At 67.5% G+C, this 18,369-nt stretch carries 20 protein-coding genes; 17 read left to right on the top strand and 3 right to left on the bottom strand.

All coding sequences use genetic code 11. The features are described from left to right. Nucleotides 1-211 precede the first annotated feature (211 nt). The 4 genes from VFG17_RS12890 (at nt 212) to VFG17_RS12875 (ending at nt 6,415) form a co-directional block, all read left to right on the top strand. The gene (locus tag VFG17_RS12890) at nt 212-991 is read left to right on the top strand and encodes an ImuA family protein (RefSeq protein WP_414712952.1); all 780 of its coding nucleotides are present in this window, start codon (nt 212-214) and stop codon (nt 989-991) included. Beyond that, nucleotides 897-2,702, top strand: a complete 1,806-nt coding sequence (locus VFG17_RS12885) for a DUF6504 family protein (RefSeq protein WP_325029862.1) — start codon at nt 897-899, stop codon at nt 2,700-2,702. Before VFG17_RS12890 ends, VFG17_RS12885 begins: the two co-directional genes overlap by 95 nt. Next, nucleotides 2,699-5,908: an error-prone DNA polymerase gene (locus VFG17_RS12880; RefSeq protein WP_325029861.1), complete on the top strand. Its 3,210-nt coding sequence runs from the start codon at nt 2,699-2,701 to the stop codon at nt 5,906-5,908. The genes VFG17_RS12885 and VFG17_RS12880 overlap by 4 nt, the downstream gene beginning before the upstream one ends. Nucleotides 5,909-6,094: 186 nt before the next feature. Beyond that, nucleotides 6,095-6,415: a DUF736 domain-containing protein gene (locus tag VFG17_RS12875; RefSeq protein ID WP_325029860.1), complete on the top strand. Its 321-nt coding sequence runs from the start codon at nt 6,095-6,097 to the stop codon at nt 6,413-6,415. An 8-nt stretch (nt 6,416-6,423) separates the two neighbouring features. Here the strand turns inward: VFG17_RS12875 and VFG17_RS12870 are convergent, their stop codons facing one another. Together VFG17_RS12870 and VFG17_RS12865 are read right to left on the bottom strand one after the other, a co-directional pair. Then, nucleotides 6,424-7,551 carry a hypothetical protein gene (locus VFG17_RS12870; RefSeq protein ID WP_325029859.1) on the bottom strand — a complete coding sequence of 376 codons (1,128 nt, stop codon included), beginning with the start codon at nt 7,549-7,551 and terminating at the stop codon, nt 6,424-6,426. Nucleotides 7,552-7,608: 57 nt separating this feature from the next. Beyond that, nucleotides 7,609-8,523: a hypothetical protein gene (locus VFG17_RS12865; protein WP_325029858.1), complete on the bottom strand. Its 915-nt coding sequence runs from the start codon at nt 8,521-8,523 to the stop codon at nt 7,609-7,611. Between the two features lie 286 nt (nt 8,524-8,809). Between VFG17_RS12865 and VFG17_RS12860 the strand changes: the two genes are divergently transcribed. The 13 genes from VFG17_RS12860 (at nt 8,810) to VFG17_RS12800 (ending at nt 18,023) form a co-directional block, all read left to right on the top strand. Next, a complete protein-coding gene (locus tag VFG17_RS12860) occupies nt 8,810-8,974 on the top strand; it encodes a hypothetical protein (RefSeq protein ID WP_162928261.1) in 165 nt (54 codons plus the stop codon). Between the two features lie 123 nt (nt 8,975-9,097). Next, a complete protein-coding gene (locus VFG17_RS12855) occupies nt 9,098-9,586 on the top strand; it encodes a hypothetical protein (RefSeq protein ID WP_325029857.1) in 489 nt (162 codons plus the stop codon). A gap of 262 nt (nt 9,587-9,848) precedes the next feature. Further along, nucleotides 9,849-10,160 (top strand): DUF736 domain-containing protein, encoded by a 312-nt coding sequence (locus tag VFG17_RS12850; RefSeq protein ID WP_325029856.1) that lies wholly within the window; start codon nt 9,849-9,851, stop codon nt 10,158-10,160. Nucleotides 10,161-10,238: 78 nt separating this feature from the next. Then, nucleotides 10,239-10,553 (top strand): transcriptional regulator domain-containing protein, encoded by a 315-nt coding sequence (locus VFG17_RS12845; protein ID WP_325029855.1) that lies wholly within the window; start codon nt 10,239-10,241, stop codon nt 10,551-10,553. Between the two features lie 169 nt (nt 10,554-10,722). Next, nucleotides 10,723-11,127, top strand: coding sequence for a DUF2285 domain-containing protein (locus VFG17_RS12840; RefSeq protein WP_228383939.1), 405 nt, complete (start codon nt 10,723-10,725; stop codon nt 11,125-11,127). Between the two features lie 128 nt (nt 11,128-11,255). Next, a complete protein-coding gene (locus VFG17_RS12835; protein ID WP_325029892.1) occupies nt 11,256-11,498 on the top strand; it encodes a helix-turn-helix domain-containing protein in 243 nt (80 codons plus the stop codon). Next, nucleotides 11,498-12,019 (top strand): DUF2840 domain-containing protein, encoded by a 522-nt coding sequence (locus tag VFG17_RS12830; RefSeq protein ID WP_325029854.1) that lies wholly within the window; start codon nt 11,498-11,500, stop codon nt 12,017-12,019. The genes VFG17_RS12835 and VFG17_RS12830 overlap by 1 nt, the downstream gene beginning before the upstream one ends. Then, on the top strand, nt 12,016-12,606 hold the full coding sequence (locus tag VFG17_RS12825; protein WP_325029853.1) for a S26 family signal peptidase: 591 nt from the start codon (nt 12,016-12,018) through the stop codon (nt 12,604-12,606). Before VFG17_RS12830 ends, VFG17_RS12825 begins: the two co-directional genes overlap by 4 nt. Then, on the top strand, nt 12,603-12,935 hold the full coding sequence (locus tag VFG17_RS12820; RefSeq protein ID WP_039579016.1) for a DUF736 domain-containing protein: 333 nt from the start codon (nt 12,603-12,605) through the stop codon (nt 12,933-12,935). The genes VFG17_RS12825 and VFG17_RS12820 overlap by 4 nt, the downstream gene beginning before the upstream one ends. Nucleotides 12,936-12,940: 5 nt before the next feature. Continuing rightward, complete coding sequence (locus VFG17_RS12815) at nt 12,941-13,654, top strand: lytic transglycosylase domain-containing protein (RefSeq protein WP_325029891.1); 714 nt, start codon at nt 12,941-12,943, stop codon at nt 13,652-13,654. 223 nt (nt 13,655-13,877) lie between these two features. Further along, on the top strand, nt 13,878-15,623 hold the full coding sequence (locus tag VFG17_RS12810; RefSeq protein ID WP_325029852.1) for a relaxase/mobilization nuclease domain-containing protein: 1,746 nt from the start codon (nt 13,878-13,880) through the stop codon (nt 15,621-15,623). Nucleotides 15,624-15,636: 13 nt separating this feature from the next. After that, nucleotides 15,637-17,607 carry a conjugal transfer protein TraG gene (locus VFG17_RS12805; RefSeq protein WP_325029851.1) on the top strand — a complete coding sequence of 657 codons (1,971 nt, stop codon included), beginning with the start codon at nt 15,637-15,639 and terminating at the stop codon, nt 17,605-17,607. Next, on the top strand, nt 17,604-18,023 hold the full coding sequence (locus VFG17_RS12800; protein WP_037553350.1) for a hypothetical protein: 420 nt from the start codon (nt 17,604-17,606) through the stop codon (nt 18,021-18,023). The genes VFG17_RS12805 and VFG17_RS12800 overlap by 4 nt, the downstream gene beginning before the upstream one ends. A 14-nt stretch (nt 18,024-18,037) precedes the next feature. On the opposite strand, the gene VFG17_RS12795 is transcribed toward VFG17_RS12800, so the two are convergent. Continuing rightward, on the bottom strand, nt 18,038-18,277 hold the full coding sequence (locus VFG17_RS12795) for a hypothetical protein (RefSeq protein ID WP_325029850.1): 240 nt from the start codon (nt 18,275-18,277) through the stop codon (nt 18,038-18,040). Nucleotides 18,278-18,369 lie beyond the last annotated feature (92 nt).

Here is an 18,369-nt window from a genome sequence, read left to right as displayed (position 1 = left end):
CCGTCACCGGTCTTCCAATGCTTTGGCGGCGATCCTCGTTCCGTCAGCAGGACGCAGCCGTCACGATCATGAGCCCAATTTGTTTCGCTTTTACAGAGGCTGAGCGGAAGGCGCGCACCGATTCCCGGCGGTTCGTCGCGGCCCGCTTGACGCGCCCTTTGACTCGGTGGAACATAAAGGGAACATTTGAGTCGATATTCCCATGAGCACGATGCCCCAATCTGCACCTCGGCCAAGTGCCAGAGATATCGACGTGCTTCGCGCGGCGGTGGCGCGTGTGGCCGCCTCACGCGGGCCGGTCCTGCCGTTCGGCGTCGGGCCGGTCGATCATCTTCTCGCTGGCGGCGGGCTCGATGGCGCAGGCCTGCATGAGGTCGCGGGCGCCTCGGCAAGCTGGAGCGACGACGCTGCGGCAACGCTCTTCGCGGCGGGAATCGCGTCGCGCTTCGCGGCGGCGCCCGACGTGTCGGCGCTCTGGGCGCTCACGCGGTTCGATCTCTATGCCCCCGGTCTCGAACAGGCGGGGCTCGGTCCGGACCGCGTTCTCTATGCTCAAGGCAGGACCGACAAGGAACTGCTGGCGCTGTGCGAGGACGCGCTGCGCGATGGTTCGCTCGCCTGCGTCGTTGCCGAAGTGAAAGCGGCCGATCAGACCGCGACGCGCCGGCTGCAACTGGCCGCATCCGAGGGCAACACGCCGATGATCCTCTATCGCCGGTACCGGCGTTACGGCCAATGCCCGCTCACCGATCCGTCGCTCGCGATGACCCGCTGGCGCATCGGCACCTTGTCGTCGGGCCGCCTCGCCTCTCCCGGTGTCGGGCGCGGGCGCTGGAATGTCGAGCTGGTCCGGCAGCGCGGCGGGCCGCCTTTTTCCCTCCAACTGGAGGCGTGCGATGACCAGGGTCGCCTCGCTCTTCCTGCCGCAACTGCCGATCGAGCGGTTGCGCCGGGCAGAACGGACACCGTCGCATTCGGGCACGCCGCCTGAGCGGGCGCGGGCTGGTCCGCGCTTCCCCGAGCCTGTCGATGACAATCCCGGCACCTGTTCGGTGCCGCGCGGCGGCGGCTGGCGTCCGGGCGCGCGCTGGGCGCAAGGCACGCACTCCGGCGAGCCGTCGCTCGACGCCCTCCCGGCGCACCAGCGACCGACGATGCGCGAGCTGGGACGGCGGAGCGAAGCTGCCGCACCGGTATTCCGGGCGTTGCGCTCGGACGACGGGACGTCGGGCGGGATCGCTGCGCCGCTGCCGCCGCTCTGGGGCCTCCGTCCGACGATCGTCGTCGCGCGAACCGGCCAGCGCGACGTCGTGACGGCCGCCTGTCCGGCGGCGCTCGATCTCGGCCTCGTGCCCGGCATGGCGGCGGCCCATGCCCGCGCGCTGGTCTCCGATCTCGACCTACTCGACGCCGCACCCGACGCCGATCGCGCGTGGCTCGATCGCCTTGCGCTCCACGCCGCCCGCTGCTGGACGCCGACGGCGGCGGTGTCGGGAACCGACGGGCTGTGGCTCGACCTGTCGGGCACGACGCATCTCTTCGGCGGCGAAGAGCGTTTCGCGGCGCGTTTGCTCGGTTTTCTGCGGCGCCTCGGTTTCACCGCGCGTGTCGCGATCGCCGGCACGCCGGGCGCCGCGCACGCGCTCGCACGCTATGGCGGCGCGGGCGTGCGGATCTTGCCGGAAGGAGGCGAGAGCGAGGCGCTGGCGCCTTTGCCGCTGGCGGCGCTCCGGCTGGCGCCGGAGGCGCTCGCCGCGGCGGCACGCTTCGGGATCGAGCGGATCGCCGACCTTTATCCAATGCCGCGCGGGCCTTTGGCCCGGCGGCTCGGGCGCGGCGCGGTCGAGCGGCTCGACCAGGCGCGGGGGTTCGTACCCGAGCCGATCGTTCCCGTCGTGCCGTTCGACATGCCCGAGGCGCGCCGTTCCTTGCTCGAACCGATCGGGACCGCCGAAGCGATCGAGCAGGTCATCGCCGACCTGCTCGGCGATCTCGTGCTCGCGCTGCGCGAGCGCAGTCTCGGCGTGCGGAGCCTCGTCTTGCGCTGCGACCGGCTCGACATGGGCGCGCAGTTCGTCACCGTCGGGACGGCGCGCGCGACGCGCGACGCGAAACATCTGCTGCGCCTGTTCAGGCTCCGGATCGACCGGATCGAGCCGGGGCTCGGGATCGAGACGATGGTTCTCGCGGCGCCGCAGGTCGAAGCGCTGGCGCCCGAGGCGATCGCCGCCGTGCTCGACACGGCACGCCAGGCGCCCGACCTCGCTCCGCTCGTCGATGCGCTGGCCGGCCGCGCCGGCGATGCCGCGCTGTTCCGCCTGTCAGCGATCGAAAGCGATGTCCCCGAGCGCGCGATCTCGCGCGCCGGGCCTTTGGCCCAGCCTGCCGGCTGGCCCGTCTGGCCGCGGCCGATCCGGATGCTCGCGCGGCCCGAAGCGCTGTCAGGCGTCGTCGCCTTGCTTCCCGACCATCCGCCGCGCCGCTTCGCTTGGCGCGGGCGGAGTTATGCCGTGGTCGCGGGCGACGGCCCCGAGCGCATCCATGGCGAATGGTGGCGTCGTCCCGGCGAGATGTGGGCGGTTCGCGACTATTTCCGGGTCGAGGCGACAAGCGGCGAGCGCTTCTGGCTCTTCCGCCGCGGCGACGCGATCACCGACAAGACGGGTGATCTCAGCTGGTACATGCACGGCGTGTTCGGATGACGGACCCCGTTACGACCTATGTCGAACTCTACGCCACGAGCCATTTTTCCTTTCTGCGGGGGGCCTCTTCGCCCGAGGAATTGTTCGCGGCCGCCGCTGCCCTCGGCCATTCGGCCCTCGGGCTTTGCGACCGGGGCAGTGTCGCCGGCATGGTGCGCGGCCTGTCGGGACAGGAGGGGACGGGCGTCCGGCTGATCGCCGGGACGCGCGTCGACCTGCGCGACGGGCGTTCGATCCTCCTCTATCCGACCGATCGCGCGGCCTGGTCGCGGCTGACCCGGCTGCTCTCCTTGGGAAAGGCGCGGGGCGGCAAGGGCAATTGCTGGCTCGACTGGCCCGACGTCGCGTCTTCGGCCGAGGGCCTCGTCGCGATCCTCCTGCCCGGTGAAGCCGATGAGCGGGCGCGGCTCGATCTCGCCGAGCTGCAGGGCGCCTTCGGCGCGCGCGCCCATCTCGCGCTGGCGCTGCGGCGGCGCCCCGGCGACTTCGCGCGGCTTCGCGCGCTCGACGCGCTCGCGCAGGAATTGGGAGTGCGGGCCGTCGCGCTCGGCGACATCCTCTACCATGCGCCCGAACGGCGCCCGCTGCAGGACGTGCTGACCGCGATCCGCGAGAAGACGACGGTCGATGCACTCGGGTTCAAGCGCGAACGCTTCATGGACCGGGCGCTGAAGAGCCCGGCCGAGATGGAAAGGCGCTTCGCGCTGTTCCCGGACGCGATCGCGGCGACCGCCGACATCGCGGCAGCCTGCGGCTTCGATCTTGGCGAGATCCGCTACCAATATCCCTATGAGCAGGTGATGGAAGGCCGCACCGCGCAGGAGGCGTTGGCGGCGCTGACCGAGGAAGGAGCGAACCGGATGTTTCCGGGCGGCGTGCCGCCTGCCTATCGGAAACAGATCGAGCATGAGCTGCGCCTGATCGGCGAGCTCGGCTACGCGCCCTATTTCCTCACCGTCAATTCGATCGTCGCCGAGAGCCGGCGGCGCGGCATATTGTGCCAAGGGCGCGGGTCGGCCGCGAACAGCTGCGTCTGCTTCCTGCTCGGCGTGACTTCGATCGACCCGATCAAGCACGAGCTGCTCTTCGAGCGCTTCGTGTCGGGCGAGCGCAAGGAGCCGCCCGATATCGACGTCGACTTCGAGCATGAGCGGCGCGAAGAAATCATCCAGTGGATCTACGAGACCTACGGCCGTCATCGCTCCGCGCTGACCGCCGTGGTCACGCGATACCGAACCCGCGGGGCGGTCGCCGAGGTGGGGAAGGCGCTCGGGCTACCGCGGGATCTCACCAAGATGCTGACCGGCCTCATCTGGGGCTGGTCGATGGACGGCATCCCCGAGGAGCGCATCGCCGAGCTGAACCTCAACGCCAATGATTATCGACTTCGGCTGACGCTCGATCTCGCGCGGCAGCTGATCGGAACGCCGCGCCATCTCTCCCAGCATCCCGGCGGCTTCGTGCTGACCGAGGAGCGGCTCGACGATCTTGTGCCGATCGAGCCGGCGCGCATGGAGGATCGCCAGATCATCGAATGGGACAAGGACGATATCGACGTCCTCAAGTTCATGAAGGTCGACGTGCTGGGTCTCGGGATGCTCGGCTGCATGAACCGGGCGTTCAATCTGCTCCGCGAGCATAAGGCGGTGGATGTGGGCATGGCCGACCTGCAGGACGACGACCCGGCGGTCTATGGCATGATTCAGAAGGCCGACACCCTCGGCGTCTTCCAGATCGAGAGCCGCGCGCAGATGTCGATGCTGCCGCGCATCAAGCCCAAATGCTTCTACGACCTCGTGATCGAGGTTGCGATCGTGCGGCCCGGGCCGATCCAGGGCGACATGGTCCATCCCTATCTTCGCCGCCGCGAAGGCAAGGAGAAGCCCGAATATCCGAAGCCCGAGCTTCGCGCCGTGCTCGAGAAGACGCTGGGCGTGCCGCTGTTTCAGGAGCAGGCGATGAAGGTCGCGATCGTCGGCGCCGGCTTCACGCCGGTCGAGGCCGACCAGCTTCGCCGCGCGATGGCGACCTTCAAGCTCACCGGCGGCGTGTCGCATTTCTACGACAAGCTCGTCGGCGGCATGGTCGAGCGGGGCTATCCCAAGGATTTCGCCGAGCGCACCTTCAAGCAGATCGAGGGCTTCGGCTCCTATGGCTTTCCCGAGAGCCACGCCGCGAGCTTTGCCAAGATCGCATACGCCTCCTGCTGGATGAAGCATCATCATCCCGACGTCTTTTGCGCGGCCTTGCTCAACGCCCAGCCGATGGGCTTCTACGCGCCCGCACAGATCGTGCGCGACGCGCAAAAGCATGGCGTCGAGGTACGCCCGGTGTCGATAAACGACAGCCATTGGGACTGCACGCTGGAAAGGAGCGACGGGCGCTATCTCGCGGTGCGCCTCGGTTTCCGCCAGGTTCGATCGCTCGCGAACATTCATGGCGCGGCGATCGTCGGGGCGCGCGGCGATCTGCCCTATGATTGCGTCGAGGATGTATGGCGGCGCGCCGGCGTGCCGCGCGCCGCGATCGAAAGGATCGCCGAAGCCGACGGATTTGCCTGTCTGTCCGAGGACCGGCGGCAGGGGCTGTGGAAGGTCCGCGGCCTCGGCGAGGCGCCGCTGCCCCTCTTCGCGGCCGCCGACGCGCGCGAGGCGAACTTCTCGCCCGAAGGGCTCGAACCGAGGGTCGCGCTTCGGCCGATGACCGAAGGACGCGAGGTGGTGGAGGATTATCGCACGCTTCAACTGAGTTTGCGCGCGCATCCCTTAAGTTTCCTGCGCGAGGAGCTGGACCGGATGGGGATCGTCCGCTGCGCGGATCTGGGCTCGATCCGCGATGGCCGGAATATCGAGGTCGCCGGCGTGATCCTCGTCCGGCAACGCCCCGGCTCAGCCAAGGGCGTGCTGTTCATCACGATCGAGGATGAGACCGGTATCGCCAACGGCATCCTCTGGCCCGATCGCTTCGACATCTATCGGCGCCAGGTCATGGCGGCGTCGATGATCGCGATGCGCGGCCGCGTTCAGAAGGAGGGCGAGATCATCCATGTCATCTGTGACCGGATAACCGATCATGACGTGATGCTGCGGCAGGTCGGGCGCAGCTCGCTTTCCATTGCGCCGGGACGGGGAGACGGGGCGCGGAACGGGGGCGGGCCCGATAGCCGCGAGCCTGCGCTGCGCGTCCGGAGCCATGACTTTCACTGATGGTGGCCAAATGCTCCGGTTGCAGGACCACTCCCTCCTTGGCTGCCTGACTGCGGGCCTCGGCTCGCCTCATGCCGTCAACCCCCTGCGGGGGTTCGCCCTCGCGTACCGCTCGGTGACGGCGGCTCGCGGGCCCTTCGGTTGGCGCCATCGGGGATGGTCCCGAGCAACCCAAGGAGACACGACATGGCCACCATCGCAAATCTCACCGTCAAGGCCGACGGCAGCTTCGAAGGCACGCTGACGACCCTTCTGGTCACCGCGCCGATCGCGATCGTCCCGAACGGCCGCAAGGTGAAGGACAATGAGCCCGACTTCCGCGTGATCGCGCGCAAGAACGGCTACGAGGTCGGCGCCGGCTGGACCCGCACGTCGCAGTCGAACGGCACCGAATATGTCTCGGTCACTCTCTCGGCCCCCGAATTCGGCACCATCTACGCGAACATCGCCAACGCGCCCGGCGATGACTCGATGAAGAAGGTGCTTATCTGGAACCCGCCGAGCTGACGGATCGATCAGGCCCCGCCTTCGGGCGGGGCCTTTTTCGCCGCTTTCTTGTCGGGCAAGACCTCGTGGAAACCATCGTTCATCCAGCCTTCGCGCTCGCCGATGTGCTTGTCCCAGAAACCGCGCATCGCCTCGAGCCTCTTCTCGGCAAGAAAGGGCTCGGTGAGATGCTCGAACATATTATGCTGCGGTATGGGGACCGGCGACGCGCGCGATAGGCCAAACAGCACCACGGAAAGCGTCTGGAACACTGCGAACAGCAGATAATGGGCCCGGTCGAGATCGTGGATGGTGAGACCCGACCGAAGCCCGGCCGCCTGCGAGCGCGAAAAGGCATCGGCCGCATGGGCTATGCTCTTGTTGCGCAGCGCCTTGATCTCGGGAAGTGGCGTGCTTGCCAGCAGCTCGTCAAGCCGGTCGAAAAAGGCCTCGCCAATCAGGTCGCCGCGCGCCCGGTCTTCGGGGGCGACACCCGATAACTGGTCAAACAGCTCATGTTCCATACGCGCCTGGTCGAACCCTTCGGGTCCCGACAGGCTGAGGTTTACGCGCCGCGCCTTGTTTGGATTGGCGGCCATTTCGGCGGCAAGCCGCTCCAGCTCCGCCGCCTGCAACGCTTCATAATCATAAGGCAGCGCGTCGCGGCACACGAAATTCTCGCGCGTGATGAGCTCGCGCGCCGCGCGAATCTCGTCGACGATCCGTGGGAGTGAGATCACGGCCTTCTTCGGCTGGTTCGCCGGCGGTTTCTCGAGCAGCCGGGTGATGGCGATGACCTGTCCGGCAAGATAGCCGCGGTCGAGCATCATGGCGATCAGTGGCGCGGTCGAGCCGCGGGTGCCGTCGTCATCAGCGAATTGCCGCGCCTCGTTCGCCGTGCGCCAGGCTATGTCGAACCACATCATGTCGGCGAACTGCCCGGCAAGCGATGCATCGGGATCGCGCTCGAACAGCTCGGACCAATGCTGGAGCTTATCGCGAAACGCCTCGAGCGAGGCCTTGTCGCTGACGTCGCAGGCGTCGATCGGATAGTGGAAGATGGATGGATGCTGGCGTTCCGGCACCGCCGGAGCAGCCTTGGCGCTCGGCGCTGCCGCCTTGTCGTCGCTACCCGCGACGCCTTGCGGCTCCGTCACGATCGTCTTTCCTGCATCGCCGAGCGGAAGCGGATGGCGAAATTATGCGGTCTGCGTTCAGCCAAGATCGAGTCCCTGTCTTTGGCGTGTGCCTGTGGATGAGCTTATGTAACGATTGTTTCGTGCGCCGAGGAGGGCGACGAGCAGACGCGACACAAGGCCGGACATCTCGAGCGTGAGGTTCGGTCCCCCGCCGACGCCGTGCAGCGCAAAGCCGAGCGGTTCGCCCATATAGAGGGCTTCATGCACCGTCGGATTGCGCATCCCGGCAACTTGCGCACCGCCACCGCCCGCGGGGTCGGCCCATGCGGGAACCGGCATTCCGAGCCAGTCGCACATCCACGCGATGCGCTGGGAATGCGTGAGGTTCTTGGGAGGCGGGTTTATGGACTTTGCGAGGGCAAAGCAGGCATCGAGCGCCGTGTAGAGCAGCGTGAACCGCTCGAACTGAAGATGTTGCGGATTCTGGCTCATGAAGAGGGCGTGTACTGCGGCCACCCAGATGCGCGCTCGCTCCGGAACTGCGCGATTATCGATCCAGAAGGCTTCGGCGAGTTCGATCGACTTCGGCAGGCTGCCGCCCATCAGCACGAAGTCGACGAGAACCCCGGGCTCGATCGGTGTCGAATCGAGAAAGCCGGCCTCGGTAATCGTGAAGCGCATGCCGCTGAAAAAGGACAGGCTCCAGACATGGAAGTCGACCTGATCAATCTCCGACGCCGTCGCATGGACGATGGCGTGCGTCTTCGGCAGGCCGAAGATGCGCGCGGGATAGGGCCGAACACTGGTGCCGCCACCGAGATGGGTAACCGGCTGTAGCGGGGCGTAGATCCATTTCCCCTCCCGGCCGGGATCGGCCTCGATGTCCGCCACCGTCTCCGGGAGACCGGCAAGGGTCGCGATCGAGACCGGTCCGACCGTCATATCGAGTGGCCGCGGATAATATCCGAACTCACTGCGCTGACCCGCCATTGCGTCATTCTCCCTGTTCTTCGCGCACGCCGGGGCGACGGGGCACGCAGATTATGGTCCGGGAGGAAGGCGCAAGGGCCTCTCGTCCCCCCGCGAAACCGTACCCGCTCTCGATAGCCGCTGGTCCCTGGGCTCGGAGCCGGGCCTCCTTCAATCAACCCGTGAAGGGTCCGCTACGCTTCGCGTGCGGCCGCAGCCTTGCTGCGGTGATTGCGGCCCGCCCCCGGCCGGCGGGGCGACTGTCGAGCGGGAACGGTCCCGCTCCGAAAGGACAGGAGCCAAACCCATGCCGCTTTCCACCGCTCAATCGCTCGGCTGGAGCCTCGCCCGCACGATGATGACGATCATCGTCCTTATCGAAACGACAAAAGGCTATGCGGTGATGCCCATCGAAGAGTTCGACGGCGACCCCGAACACATCGTGTGCGAATATGACCCGTTCAACCGCTGAGCCCGCAAAATTTGCCCCGCGATGGTTCCAGTTCCGGTTCCGTCGCGGGTGGTCGTCTGCTAAATTGACGGTGCAGACCGCGCTGTGGTGGTGGTGGAGAGCGCGTCCCCAAGGAGGACGCTCGTGACTTTCATGCTTATCCTCGGCGCTGCCGCAGGCCTCTATCTCATCTGGCTTCTGTTCCGACTGGCGGCCCTCGCGCTGCCGCTTGGCGCCGGCATTGCTATCGCCTTCGAGCTTCAGGACCGCGGCTATGGCATTGGCGCTGCCCTTGCGATGGCATTTCTGGCGGGGCTCCTGCTCCATCTCGCTGGACGGCACCTCTATGCGCACGGTGGATCGACATTGCTGCGAGCCTGTGTCGCAATGCTCTTCCTCCTCCCGGCGGGGGTCGCAGGCTATTATGGCATGACGGGGATCGTGCGGCTCTTCGTTACGGAGGGCATGCTGGTAACGATCCTGCCCATGCTCGCTGCCGTCGTCGCCGCCGTGGCGGCGGTCCGGGGACTTGATGGGTCTTCGGTGGATGCAATTGGCGTCGGCGACCGGGAATGCGACGATCGCGCACCCGCGATCCCGGCGTCCGCTTCGCCCGCTTCCGACCGCCTCTGAGTCCCTCGCTCCCGCCGCAGGAACACGGTCTCTTCCCTGCGCGATCTGCCGGCAAGCCGCTGCGCTGAGCCCGCTGGCCGCAACGGCGCTCCCCGATTTTCTTCCCCCGGCGTGCCGCCGTTCCTCGCGGACCAAGAAAATCGCTGCGCTGCCGTCCCCCGCTTCGCTTCGGGCCTGCGGCTGCGGCGCGGCCTCCTTTCCGGCCACCGATGCGCATCGAGACCGCGATCCTGCGGCTCGAAAGCAAGGAAAGGACTTCAAGATGGCCAAGATCGGAACCTTCAAGAAAGCGAAGGGCGAATATCGGGGCGCAATCGCGAGCCTCGCCCTTTCGGTCGACGCGGTTCGCATCGCCCCCGAGGACAATCCCAAACCCAGCGCTCCGACCCACCGCATCTATGTCGGCGACGTCGAGGTGGGTGCGGCCTGGGAGAAGACCAGCCAGGACGACCGCACCTATCTTTCGACCAAGTTCGACGATCCGAGCTTCACCGCGCCCTTCTTCGCGCAGCTCTTCGAAGGAAGCGACGGCGACTATGACCTCGTCTGGACCCGTCCCCAGCGGCGCGACTGATCGAGCACGCCGCCCGGCCGCAAGCCGGGCGGCGATACTCTCATTTTGAGGCTTTTCGCGCGGGGATTCTCCGCCGCAATGCGTTACGATGATCCTTTGCATGCCGCTAACCATGTTCGAGCCGATGTGGGCAAGCTGCTGATAGGCTTTGCTTTCATTCCTGAAGATCAGCCGGAGGTGCGAATGGATCAGGTCGTCGATTGGCAATCGCCATATTTTCCGAGAATATTCGAAACATATGATCGCGCCGATTTCGCGCAGGAGTTCCTGCGCCGAAGCCCGGCCTATCGCCGCGCCTATCGTTCGGCCGCGTTGGCGCCGACGCGGCGGCGCACCGCGCGCCTTACGGGGCTCGCGCGACGATGGGGGTTGGTCTTTCGCCCTGGACCCTGACCGATCCGTCACTGAATCCCCTGCGCTTTGGCAGCCCGAGGCCTGCGCGCATGTCGCCATCGCCGAGCCGGCGCCCGACGGCTTCGCCGCGCCACGGCTCGCCGAGCTCATCGCCTCGGCGGACATCGCCTCCGAGATCATCCTGCCGGGCGAGTGGCATCTTGTGTTCGTGGCCGACGGCCGGCGCTTCCGCCTCTGGCTTCGCCGCTTCCTCGCCGATGAACGGCTCGCCTATGTAAACCCGGCCGATCCGCACAGCGAGCTGCGGATGGCCGTGAGCCTCGCCGTACAGCGCCGCTTCTCGGCGGGCGTCACGACGCACCGCTTCCTGCGGGGAGGCGCCCCCGGACCATCCGAGCGCTGGCGTCTCATCCAGTGGCTGCGGCTCCTCGACGCCTCCGCCGAAGGGCGTTCGGCGCGCGACATCGCCGCCGCCCTCATCCTCGACGATGCCCAGGATTTCTCGGCCGCCGACTGGGACGGATCGAGCGAGCGCCGCCGCATCGCGCGCTGGCACCGCGCCGCAGTCGCGATGCGCGACGGCGGCTATCAGGAGCTGCTCGGCGCCGCCTGATCGGGACATTCCGCGCGTCGTCACTTTGTCCGTTCCTAAATCGCGTCCCGATTTCCGAATGTCGCCGCCTCTCCGCCGGAGCCCGCCACGGGACCCGGCGCTGCGAACGGAGGCCCCTTTTGAGCGACATGCATACCCCCATTTCGCCGCGCTACCTCAAGACGCCCGACGCTGCGCTGCACCTCGGCCTGTCGAGCCGGACGCTCGAAAAACATCGCTGCTTCGGAACGGGTCCCGAATACCGCAAACTCGGCGGGCGGATCGTCTACGCGATCGCTGATCTCGACGCCTGGGCCGAGATCGGCCGCAAGAAGTCGACATCCGATCCCGGCAAGGGCATCGTCCATCCCGCGCGCCCGGTCCGCCGCTGATGCGCCCCGCCCAGAACATCCCGCCCGCTCCCGGCGTGCAGCCGGTTGCGGCGACCGCGAGCGGTCTCACCGACCTTGAGCTGACCTGGATCGAGCAGCGGCTCGAGCATTGGCTGCGTTTCGGCCGCGTCGCCGCCGAGCGCATCGTCAGCCGCCGGACGCGCATCGTCTCCTTCCGGCCCGAGGCCGTCTTCGGCTTCGTCCGTTGGGGCGCGAACGACTTCGGCACCATCTTCTCAAGCATCTCGGTCATCGCGGCGCCCGCGCCGCGCGCCCCCTTCGCGACGCATCCCTACGTGCGCCCCGGCGGCGACATCCTGCTGCGCGTCGACGGTTGGCCGAGGGTCCAGCAGGTTCTCTCGGCGATCGATGCGATCGAGGCCGCCGGGCTCGATCCGTGCGAGACGGCCCCCGATCATTGGCGCCACATCGGCAGCCACATCGCCGCCGGACTGCCGTTCCGGCCCTATGGTCCGGAGCGGCACCGCGCCTGGCTCCAGCGCAAGGCGATCGCGCCATGAACCGCCGCTGGTTCCGCGCGACCGCGGCGAGCGCTACGCTCTTTGCGGCGCTGTTCGTCGCCGCGGCAGCGCTCGCGCCGCAACCGCGCCTCATCTGGAACGCGAGCCCGAGCGTTCCGATCGGCTTCTACCGCGTCGATGTCGGTGCCGAGCCCGCGGTCGGCGACCTCATCCTCTTCCACCCGCCCGAGGCGGTCGCGGCGCGTCTCGCAGTGCGCGGCTATGTGCCGCGCGGCGTGCCGCTCCTGAAGCATATCGCTGCCGGCGAAGGCGCGCTCGTCTGCCGCAGCGGCACCTTCGTGACGATCGACGGCGCGCCGGCAGCACGCGCGCGGGACGCGGACCGCCTCGGGCGGCCGCTGCCGCGCTGGCTCGGCTGCTACCGCCTGCGCCCCGGCGAACTGTTCCTCCTCAACCCCGCGCCCGACAGTCTCGACGGCCGATATTTCGGACCGCTTCCTGACACCGGCGTCGTCGGCGTCGCGCACCCGCTGCTCGTCCGCGATGCGCCCGGCGCGCCGCTGCGCTGGCGCCGTGACGCCGATCGCTCCGCATTCACCCCCGAAGGAAAGGATATGTCCTCATGATTATCGGAAGCTTTCAAACCGCTGGCGACGGCTATGCCGGACAGATCCGGACGCTGCTGCTCGATGCGATGATCGCGATCGTTCCGGCGAAGCCGAACGACGCGGAGAATGCACCGGCCTGGCGGGTCCTGCTCGTCGAAGCCGATACCGGCGTGGAGATCGGGGCAGGCTGGGAACGCCGCAGCGAACGCGCCGGCTCCTATATCGCCCTGCAGATCGACGACCCTGCGCTCGCGGTTCCGCTGCGCGCCAATCTGCTCCGCTCGACGCAGAACGAGGATGAATATCATCTCCTCTGGACGCGTCCCGTCCCACGCGAACAAGCGTGAGCATCATGCATCCGGCTCGCTCGGCGCGCGTCCGCGCCGTGCGCCTCGCCTTGCTGCTGTTCTGCTCGGCGAGCGCCGCCCCAGACCAGGCATGGGGCGCGGCACCGGCGGAAGCGCCGACGGCCGCGGCCCACCCCTATGCCGCCCATGTGGCGGAGGCATCGCAACGCTTCGGCGTTCCGGAGGTCTGGATATGGCGCGTGATGCATATCGAGAGCCGCGGCAAGCCGCGGGCGCTCTCGCATGCCGGTGCAATGGGCCTGATGCAGATCATGCCCGCAACCTGGGCGATGCTGACGGCGCAGCACCGTCTCGGGTCCGACCCCTTCGACGTGCGCGCCAACATCCTCGCGGGCGCGGCCTATCTGCGCGCGATGTGGGACCGATATCGCGACGTTCGCCTCATGCTCGCTGCCTATAATGCGGGCCCCGGCCGCGCCGACGCCTATGCAGCGGGGCGGCGCGGCTTGCCCGCCGAGACGGTCGCCTATGTCGCAGCCATCGCACCCGGGCTCGGTGCGCCGGCTGCTCCGTCAGCGACGATGGCGCGGACGGCCGAACCGCCGAGCTGGCGCAGCGCGTCGCTCTTCGCCGAGCAGCGATCGGACACGCCGGCTGCAACTTCGGTGCAGCGCGGCGACGCCGCGGCTGCAGGGCCGTCGCATTCCGCGCTTGCTCCCTCGCCCCTCTTCGTCCCGCTTTCCGGGAACGATCGGTGATGGTCGTCCTGGCGATATTTGCTGGAGTGCGCGGGTCCATGGATAGGCACTGCTTTGCGTTCAGAAGGGGTTCGGGGGGATGGCAAGATAAAAGACCTGCCAGCTCGCTGTCAGATTGTGGTTGGATTACAGCGCTTTATGCGTATGGCACCCCCCTCCGGCTGCCATATCGACCTCTGGATTTCCGAGGCAGAACAAGCGCTTACGATATGGCACCGGCGCCGTGAGCGGCGACGAGCATGATTTTCGGGTGCGACCGGGAAGGGGGCGCGACGCTGGATCGGGATCGGCGCGGCGCGGGAAAAGGCTCGCGGCGCAGGTGCGCAAGGCAGCCGCCCGCTCGGGTTACACCCGCTCCCGTCGTGGCGGCGGCGGTCGCAGCGGGACCGGTCGGCACGGCCGCGGCCGCGCCGCGCTTGCGACGATGCGGCGGGGTCCCGCGCAGCGCCGCGTCACGGTCATGGCGCGCATCGTCCGGCATAAGGGCGCGCAGTTTCGCTCCGCGCCGCTCGCACGGCATATCGCTTATCTCGAACGCGACGGCGTCACCCGCGATGGACGCGATGCCATGATGTTCGATGCGTCTGGAGACGCCGCCGACCGCGAGGCCTTCGCCGATCGCTGCGTCGACGATCGCCATCATTTCCGCTTCATCGTCAGCCCTGAAGATGCCGAGCGGCTCCAGGACCTTCGGACCTTCACCCGCGATCTCATGGGCCGGCTGGAGAAGGATCTCGAGACCCGGCTCGACTGGGTGGCGGTCGATCACTGGAACACCGACAATCCGCATATCCATATACTCGTGCGCGGCGTCGCCGAGGACGGAAGCGACTTGGTCGTCGACCGCGCCTATATGTCGGAAGGCGTGCGCGGACGGGCGTCGGAGATCGCGACCCTCGAACTCGGTCCGCGAAACGAACAGGAGATCGACGCGAGCCTCGTGCGGGAGACGGGCGCCGAGCGCTGGACCGGGCTCGACGCGCGCCTGCGCGAACGCGGCGGCGAAACGGGGATCGTCGATCTTCGTCCCGACCCAAGCTCGCCGCCGGGCCGCGATCGGCATCTCATCGGACGTGCGGCGAAGCTCGAGGCGCTTGGGCTCGCGACGCGCCTTGGACCCGGCATATTCGAGATCGATCCGCGCGCCGAAACCATATTGCGCGACCTCGGCGAGCGAGGCGACATCATCAAGGGCGTCCACCGCGCCATGCGCATGCAAGGGCTCTCCTTCGACGCATCGAGGCTCGCCCTTCACGGCGAGGCGGAGCGTTCGGGCCTCGTCGGGCGGCTGGTCGCACGCGGCCTCGACGACGAGCTTGCCGGCTCCGCCTTCGCCATCGTCGACGGGACCGATGGACGGACCCATCACATCAAATTCTCCGATCTCCAATGGACCGGGGACGCGAAGCCGGGCGCGGTCGTCGAGCTACGGCGCTGGGAAGGACGCGACGGCGGCGAGCATCTCTCGCTCGCCCTGCGATCGGACCTTGCGGTCGCCGACCAGATATCCGCGCGCGGCGCAACCTGGCTCGACCGCGAACTGGTCGCGGCGAAGCCCACGGCAGGAACCTCGGGCTTCGGCATCGATGTTCGCCTCGCCATGGCAGCGCGCGCCGAGTTTCTCGCGAGCGAAGGCCTCGCGAGCCGTCGGGACGGCAGGCTCATACTGGCGCCCGATCTCATCGAAACGCTGAAGCGGCGCGACCTCGAGGCGGCTTGCGAAACCATCGCCGCGCGCACCGGGCTCGCGCATCGCCCGCCGGCCACCGGCGACGCGGTGAGCGGGACCTACCGCGAGCGCGTGTCGCTCGCCTCGGGGCGCTTCGCGATGATCGACGACGGCCTTGGTTTTCAACTCGTGCCCTGGCGCCCGGCCCTCGACCGGCACCTCGGGCAGCATGTCACCGGCACCGCCACCGCGGGCGGCATCGACTGGAGCCTTGGCCGCAATCGCGGGATCGCAATCTGAGAAAGGATGAACGATGAGCGACAGGATTTTATGGGGCCAGATCTTCGCGGTGCTGCTGATCGTCCTCGCGGCGGTCTGGACCGCGACCCAATCGACGGCGGAGGCGCTCGGATTTCAGGCGGCGCTCGGTGCCCCCTGGTTCCGCATCGGCGACTATCCCGTCTATCCCCCTCCCGCCTTCTTCTGGTGGTGGTTTGCCTTCGACGCCTATGCGCCGCCAATCTTCTACCGCGGTGCCGCGATCGCCGCGTCGGGCGGGCTGCTGTCGGTTGTCGTCGCGATCAGCATGTCGGTGTGGCGTGCGCGCGAGCGCCGGCGGGCCGAGACCTATGGATCGGCACGCTGGGCGCAGGAGCGTGAGATACGGGCTGCCAACATGCTCGGCCCCGATGGCGTCATTCTCGGGTGCATGGCCGGAACATATCTGCGTCACGATGGCGCCGAACATGTCCTCTGCTTCGCGCCGACCCGATCCGGAAAGGGCGTCGGCCTTGTGGTGCCGACCCTGCTCACCTGGCCGGGGAGCTGCATCGTCCATGACATCAAGGGCGAGAATTGGCAGCTCACCGCGGGCTTTCGCGCAAAGCATGGCCGGGTGCTGCTCTTCGATCCGACGAACCCCGCATCGGCCGCCTATAATCCGCTCCTCGAAGTCCGGCGCGGCGCGTGGGAAGTGCGCGACGTGCAGAATGTCGCCGACGTGCTGGTCGATCCCGAAGGAAGCCTCGAGCGTCGAAACCACTGGGAGAAGACCAGCCACGCCCTGCTCGTCGGCGCGATCCTCCATGTTCTCTACGCCGAGGAGGAAAAGAGCCTCGCCGGTGTCGCGGCCTTTTTGTCGAACCCCGAGCGCAAGATCGAGGCGACGCTCCACCGGATGAAGACCACCCGCCATTTGGGAGATCGCGTCCACCCGGTCGTCGCCGCGGCGGCGCAGGAGCTGCTCAACAAGAGCGAGAATGAGCGGTCCGGCGTGCTGTCGACCGCCATGTCCTTCCTCGGCCTTTATCGCGACCCGGTGATCGCCAAGGTCACGGGACATTCCGAGTGGCGCATCGCGGACCTGATCGGAAGCGAGCGCCCGGTCTCGCTCTACCTCGTGGTGCCGCCCGGCGATATCAGCCGGACCAAGCCGCTCATGCGCCTGATCCTCAACCAGATCGGGCGGCGACTGACCGAGGAGCTGAATCCCAAGGCACGGTCGCAACGGCTGCTGTTCATGCTCGACGAGTTTCCCGCGCTCGGACGTCTCGATTTCTTCGAAAGCGCGCTCGCCTTCATGGCGGGCTATGGCATCAAGGCCTTTCTGATCGCTCAGTCGCTCAACCAGATCGAGAAGGCCTATGGCCAGAGCAATGCGATCCTCGACAATTGCCACGTCCGGGTCAGTTTCGCGACGAACGATGAGCGCACCGCCAAACGGATTTCCGATGCGCTTGGCACTGCGACCGAGCAACGCGCGATGAAGAATTATGCCGGCCATCGGCTCTCGCCCTGGCTCGGCCATTTGATGGTGTCGCGCACCGAAACCGCCCGGCCGCTTCTCACCCCCGGCGAAGTCATGCAGCTCCCCCCGGACGACGAGATCGTGATGGCCGCCGGCCTCGCACCGATCAGGGCCAAGAAGGCGCGATACTATAGCGACCGGCGCTTGGCCGGCCGCGTCATTCCGCCGCCCGCACCCGGTCGCGGTCTTCCCGCCGCCCACGACTGGATGGCCGACCGGGTACAGCAGCCGATGGAGACGAAAGCGAAGGCGGCAGAGGACGATGACGCGGCCAATGGCGGCATTCGGCAGGAACCCGAACTTCCCGTCCATGAGGATATCGCGCCGCCGCCGCCGCGCAGCGTCAACGGCGAGTTCGATTTCAGCGAAGATGGAGCTCAGGCCGATGCGGCGCGGCTCCGCGCCGCGGCCGATCGGCAGATGGCGCGGGGCGCCCGGGCAGCGGCGCTCGATCCTGACGACGGGGTCCAGCTGTGATCCGATCGCATGTCAAACAGACCTTCCGGATCGAAACCGGCCTGTCGCGCGACCTGACAGACCTTGCCCGCCGACGCGGCCTGACGCGGACCGAAGTGCTGGAGGCTGCGCTGCGCTCCTTTCTCTCGCCAGATCAGGAGGAGCGGATCGAGGCGCTGTTGACCCGGCGCCTCGACCGCATCGGCCGCCAGCTCGACCGCATCGAATGGCATGGGGAAATGTCGGGAGAAGCGATGGCCCTGTTCGTCCGGCACTGGCTCACGAGCACGGCGCCTTTGCCCGATGATGCTTTGCCGGCCGCGCAGGCCAGCGGGAAGCGGCGCTGGGAGGCTTTCGTCGATGCCCTTTCACGTAGGATGGAAGTTGGACCAAAGCTCGCCGCGGAGCTGATGCGTGATGTCGGCGGTTCCAATTGAAGTCTTTAACCGGCTCATCCAGCTCGCAGTTTTAAGAGAAAGCTGATGGCCTCGGCGGGGACACCGCACAGAGCAGCCACCAGCAGCATGATCGTGAGAACCAGATATTTGGCCAAAGGAGTTCGGCACAGTTCGAGGAGCACCGCCGTTTTGTGGCGGCCCTGTTGCACGAGCGCCATGAACTGGGCGAGTTCGGCCTCCCGGTCAGTCATCGGACGCTCGCCTACGAACGGGAGACGGGGCATGTCGGTCATCACAAACCTCACGGATTCATCGCGAAAATGGCGCGCTGTTACAGATGCGCGTGCGGGTTACCGTGAGGGATAAGCCCTCCGGGCTGGAGTGC

Origin of the sequence: Sphingopyxis sp. (assembly GCF_035686825.1) — a bacterium.
Classification (GTDB): Bacteria; Pseudomonadota; Alphaproteobacteria; order Sphingomonadales; family Sphingomonadaceae; genus Sphingopyxis.
The sequence above is the reverse complement of the archived record's forward strand: the minus strand, read 5'-3'. Positions and strand labels throughout refer to the sequence as shown.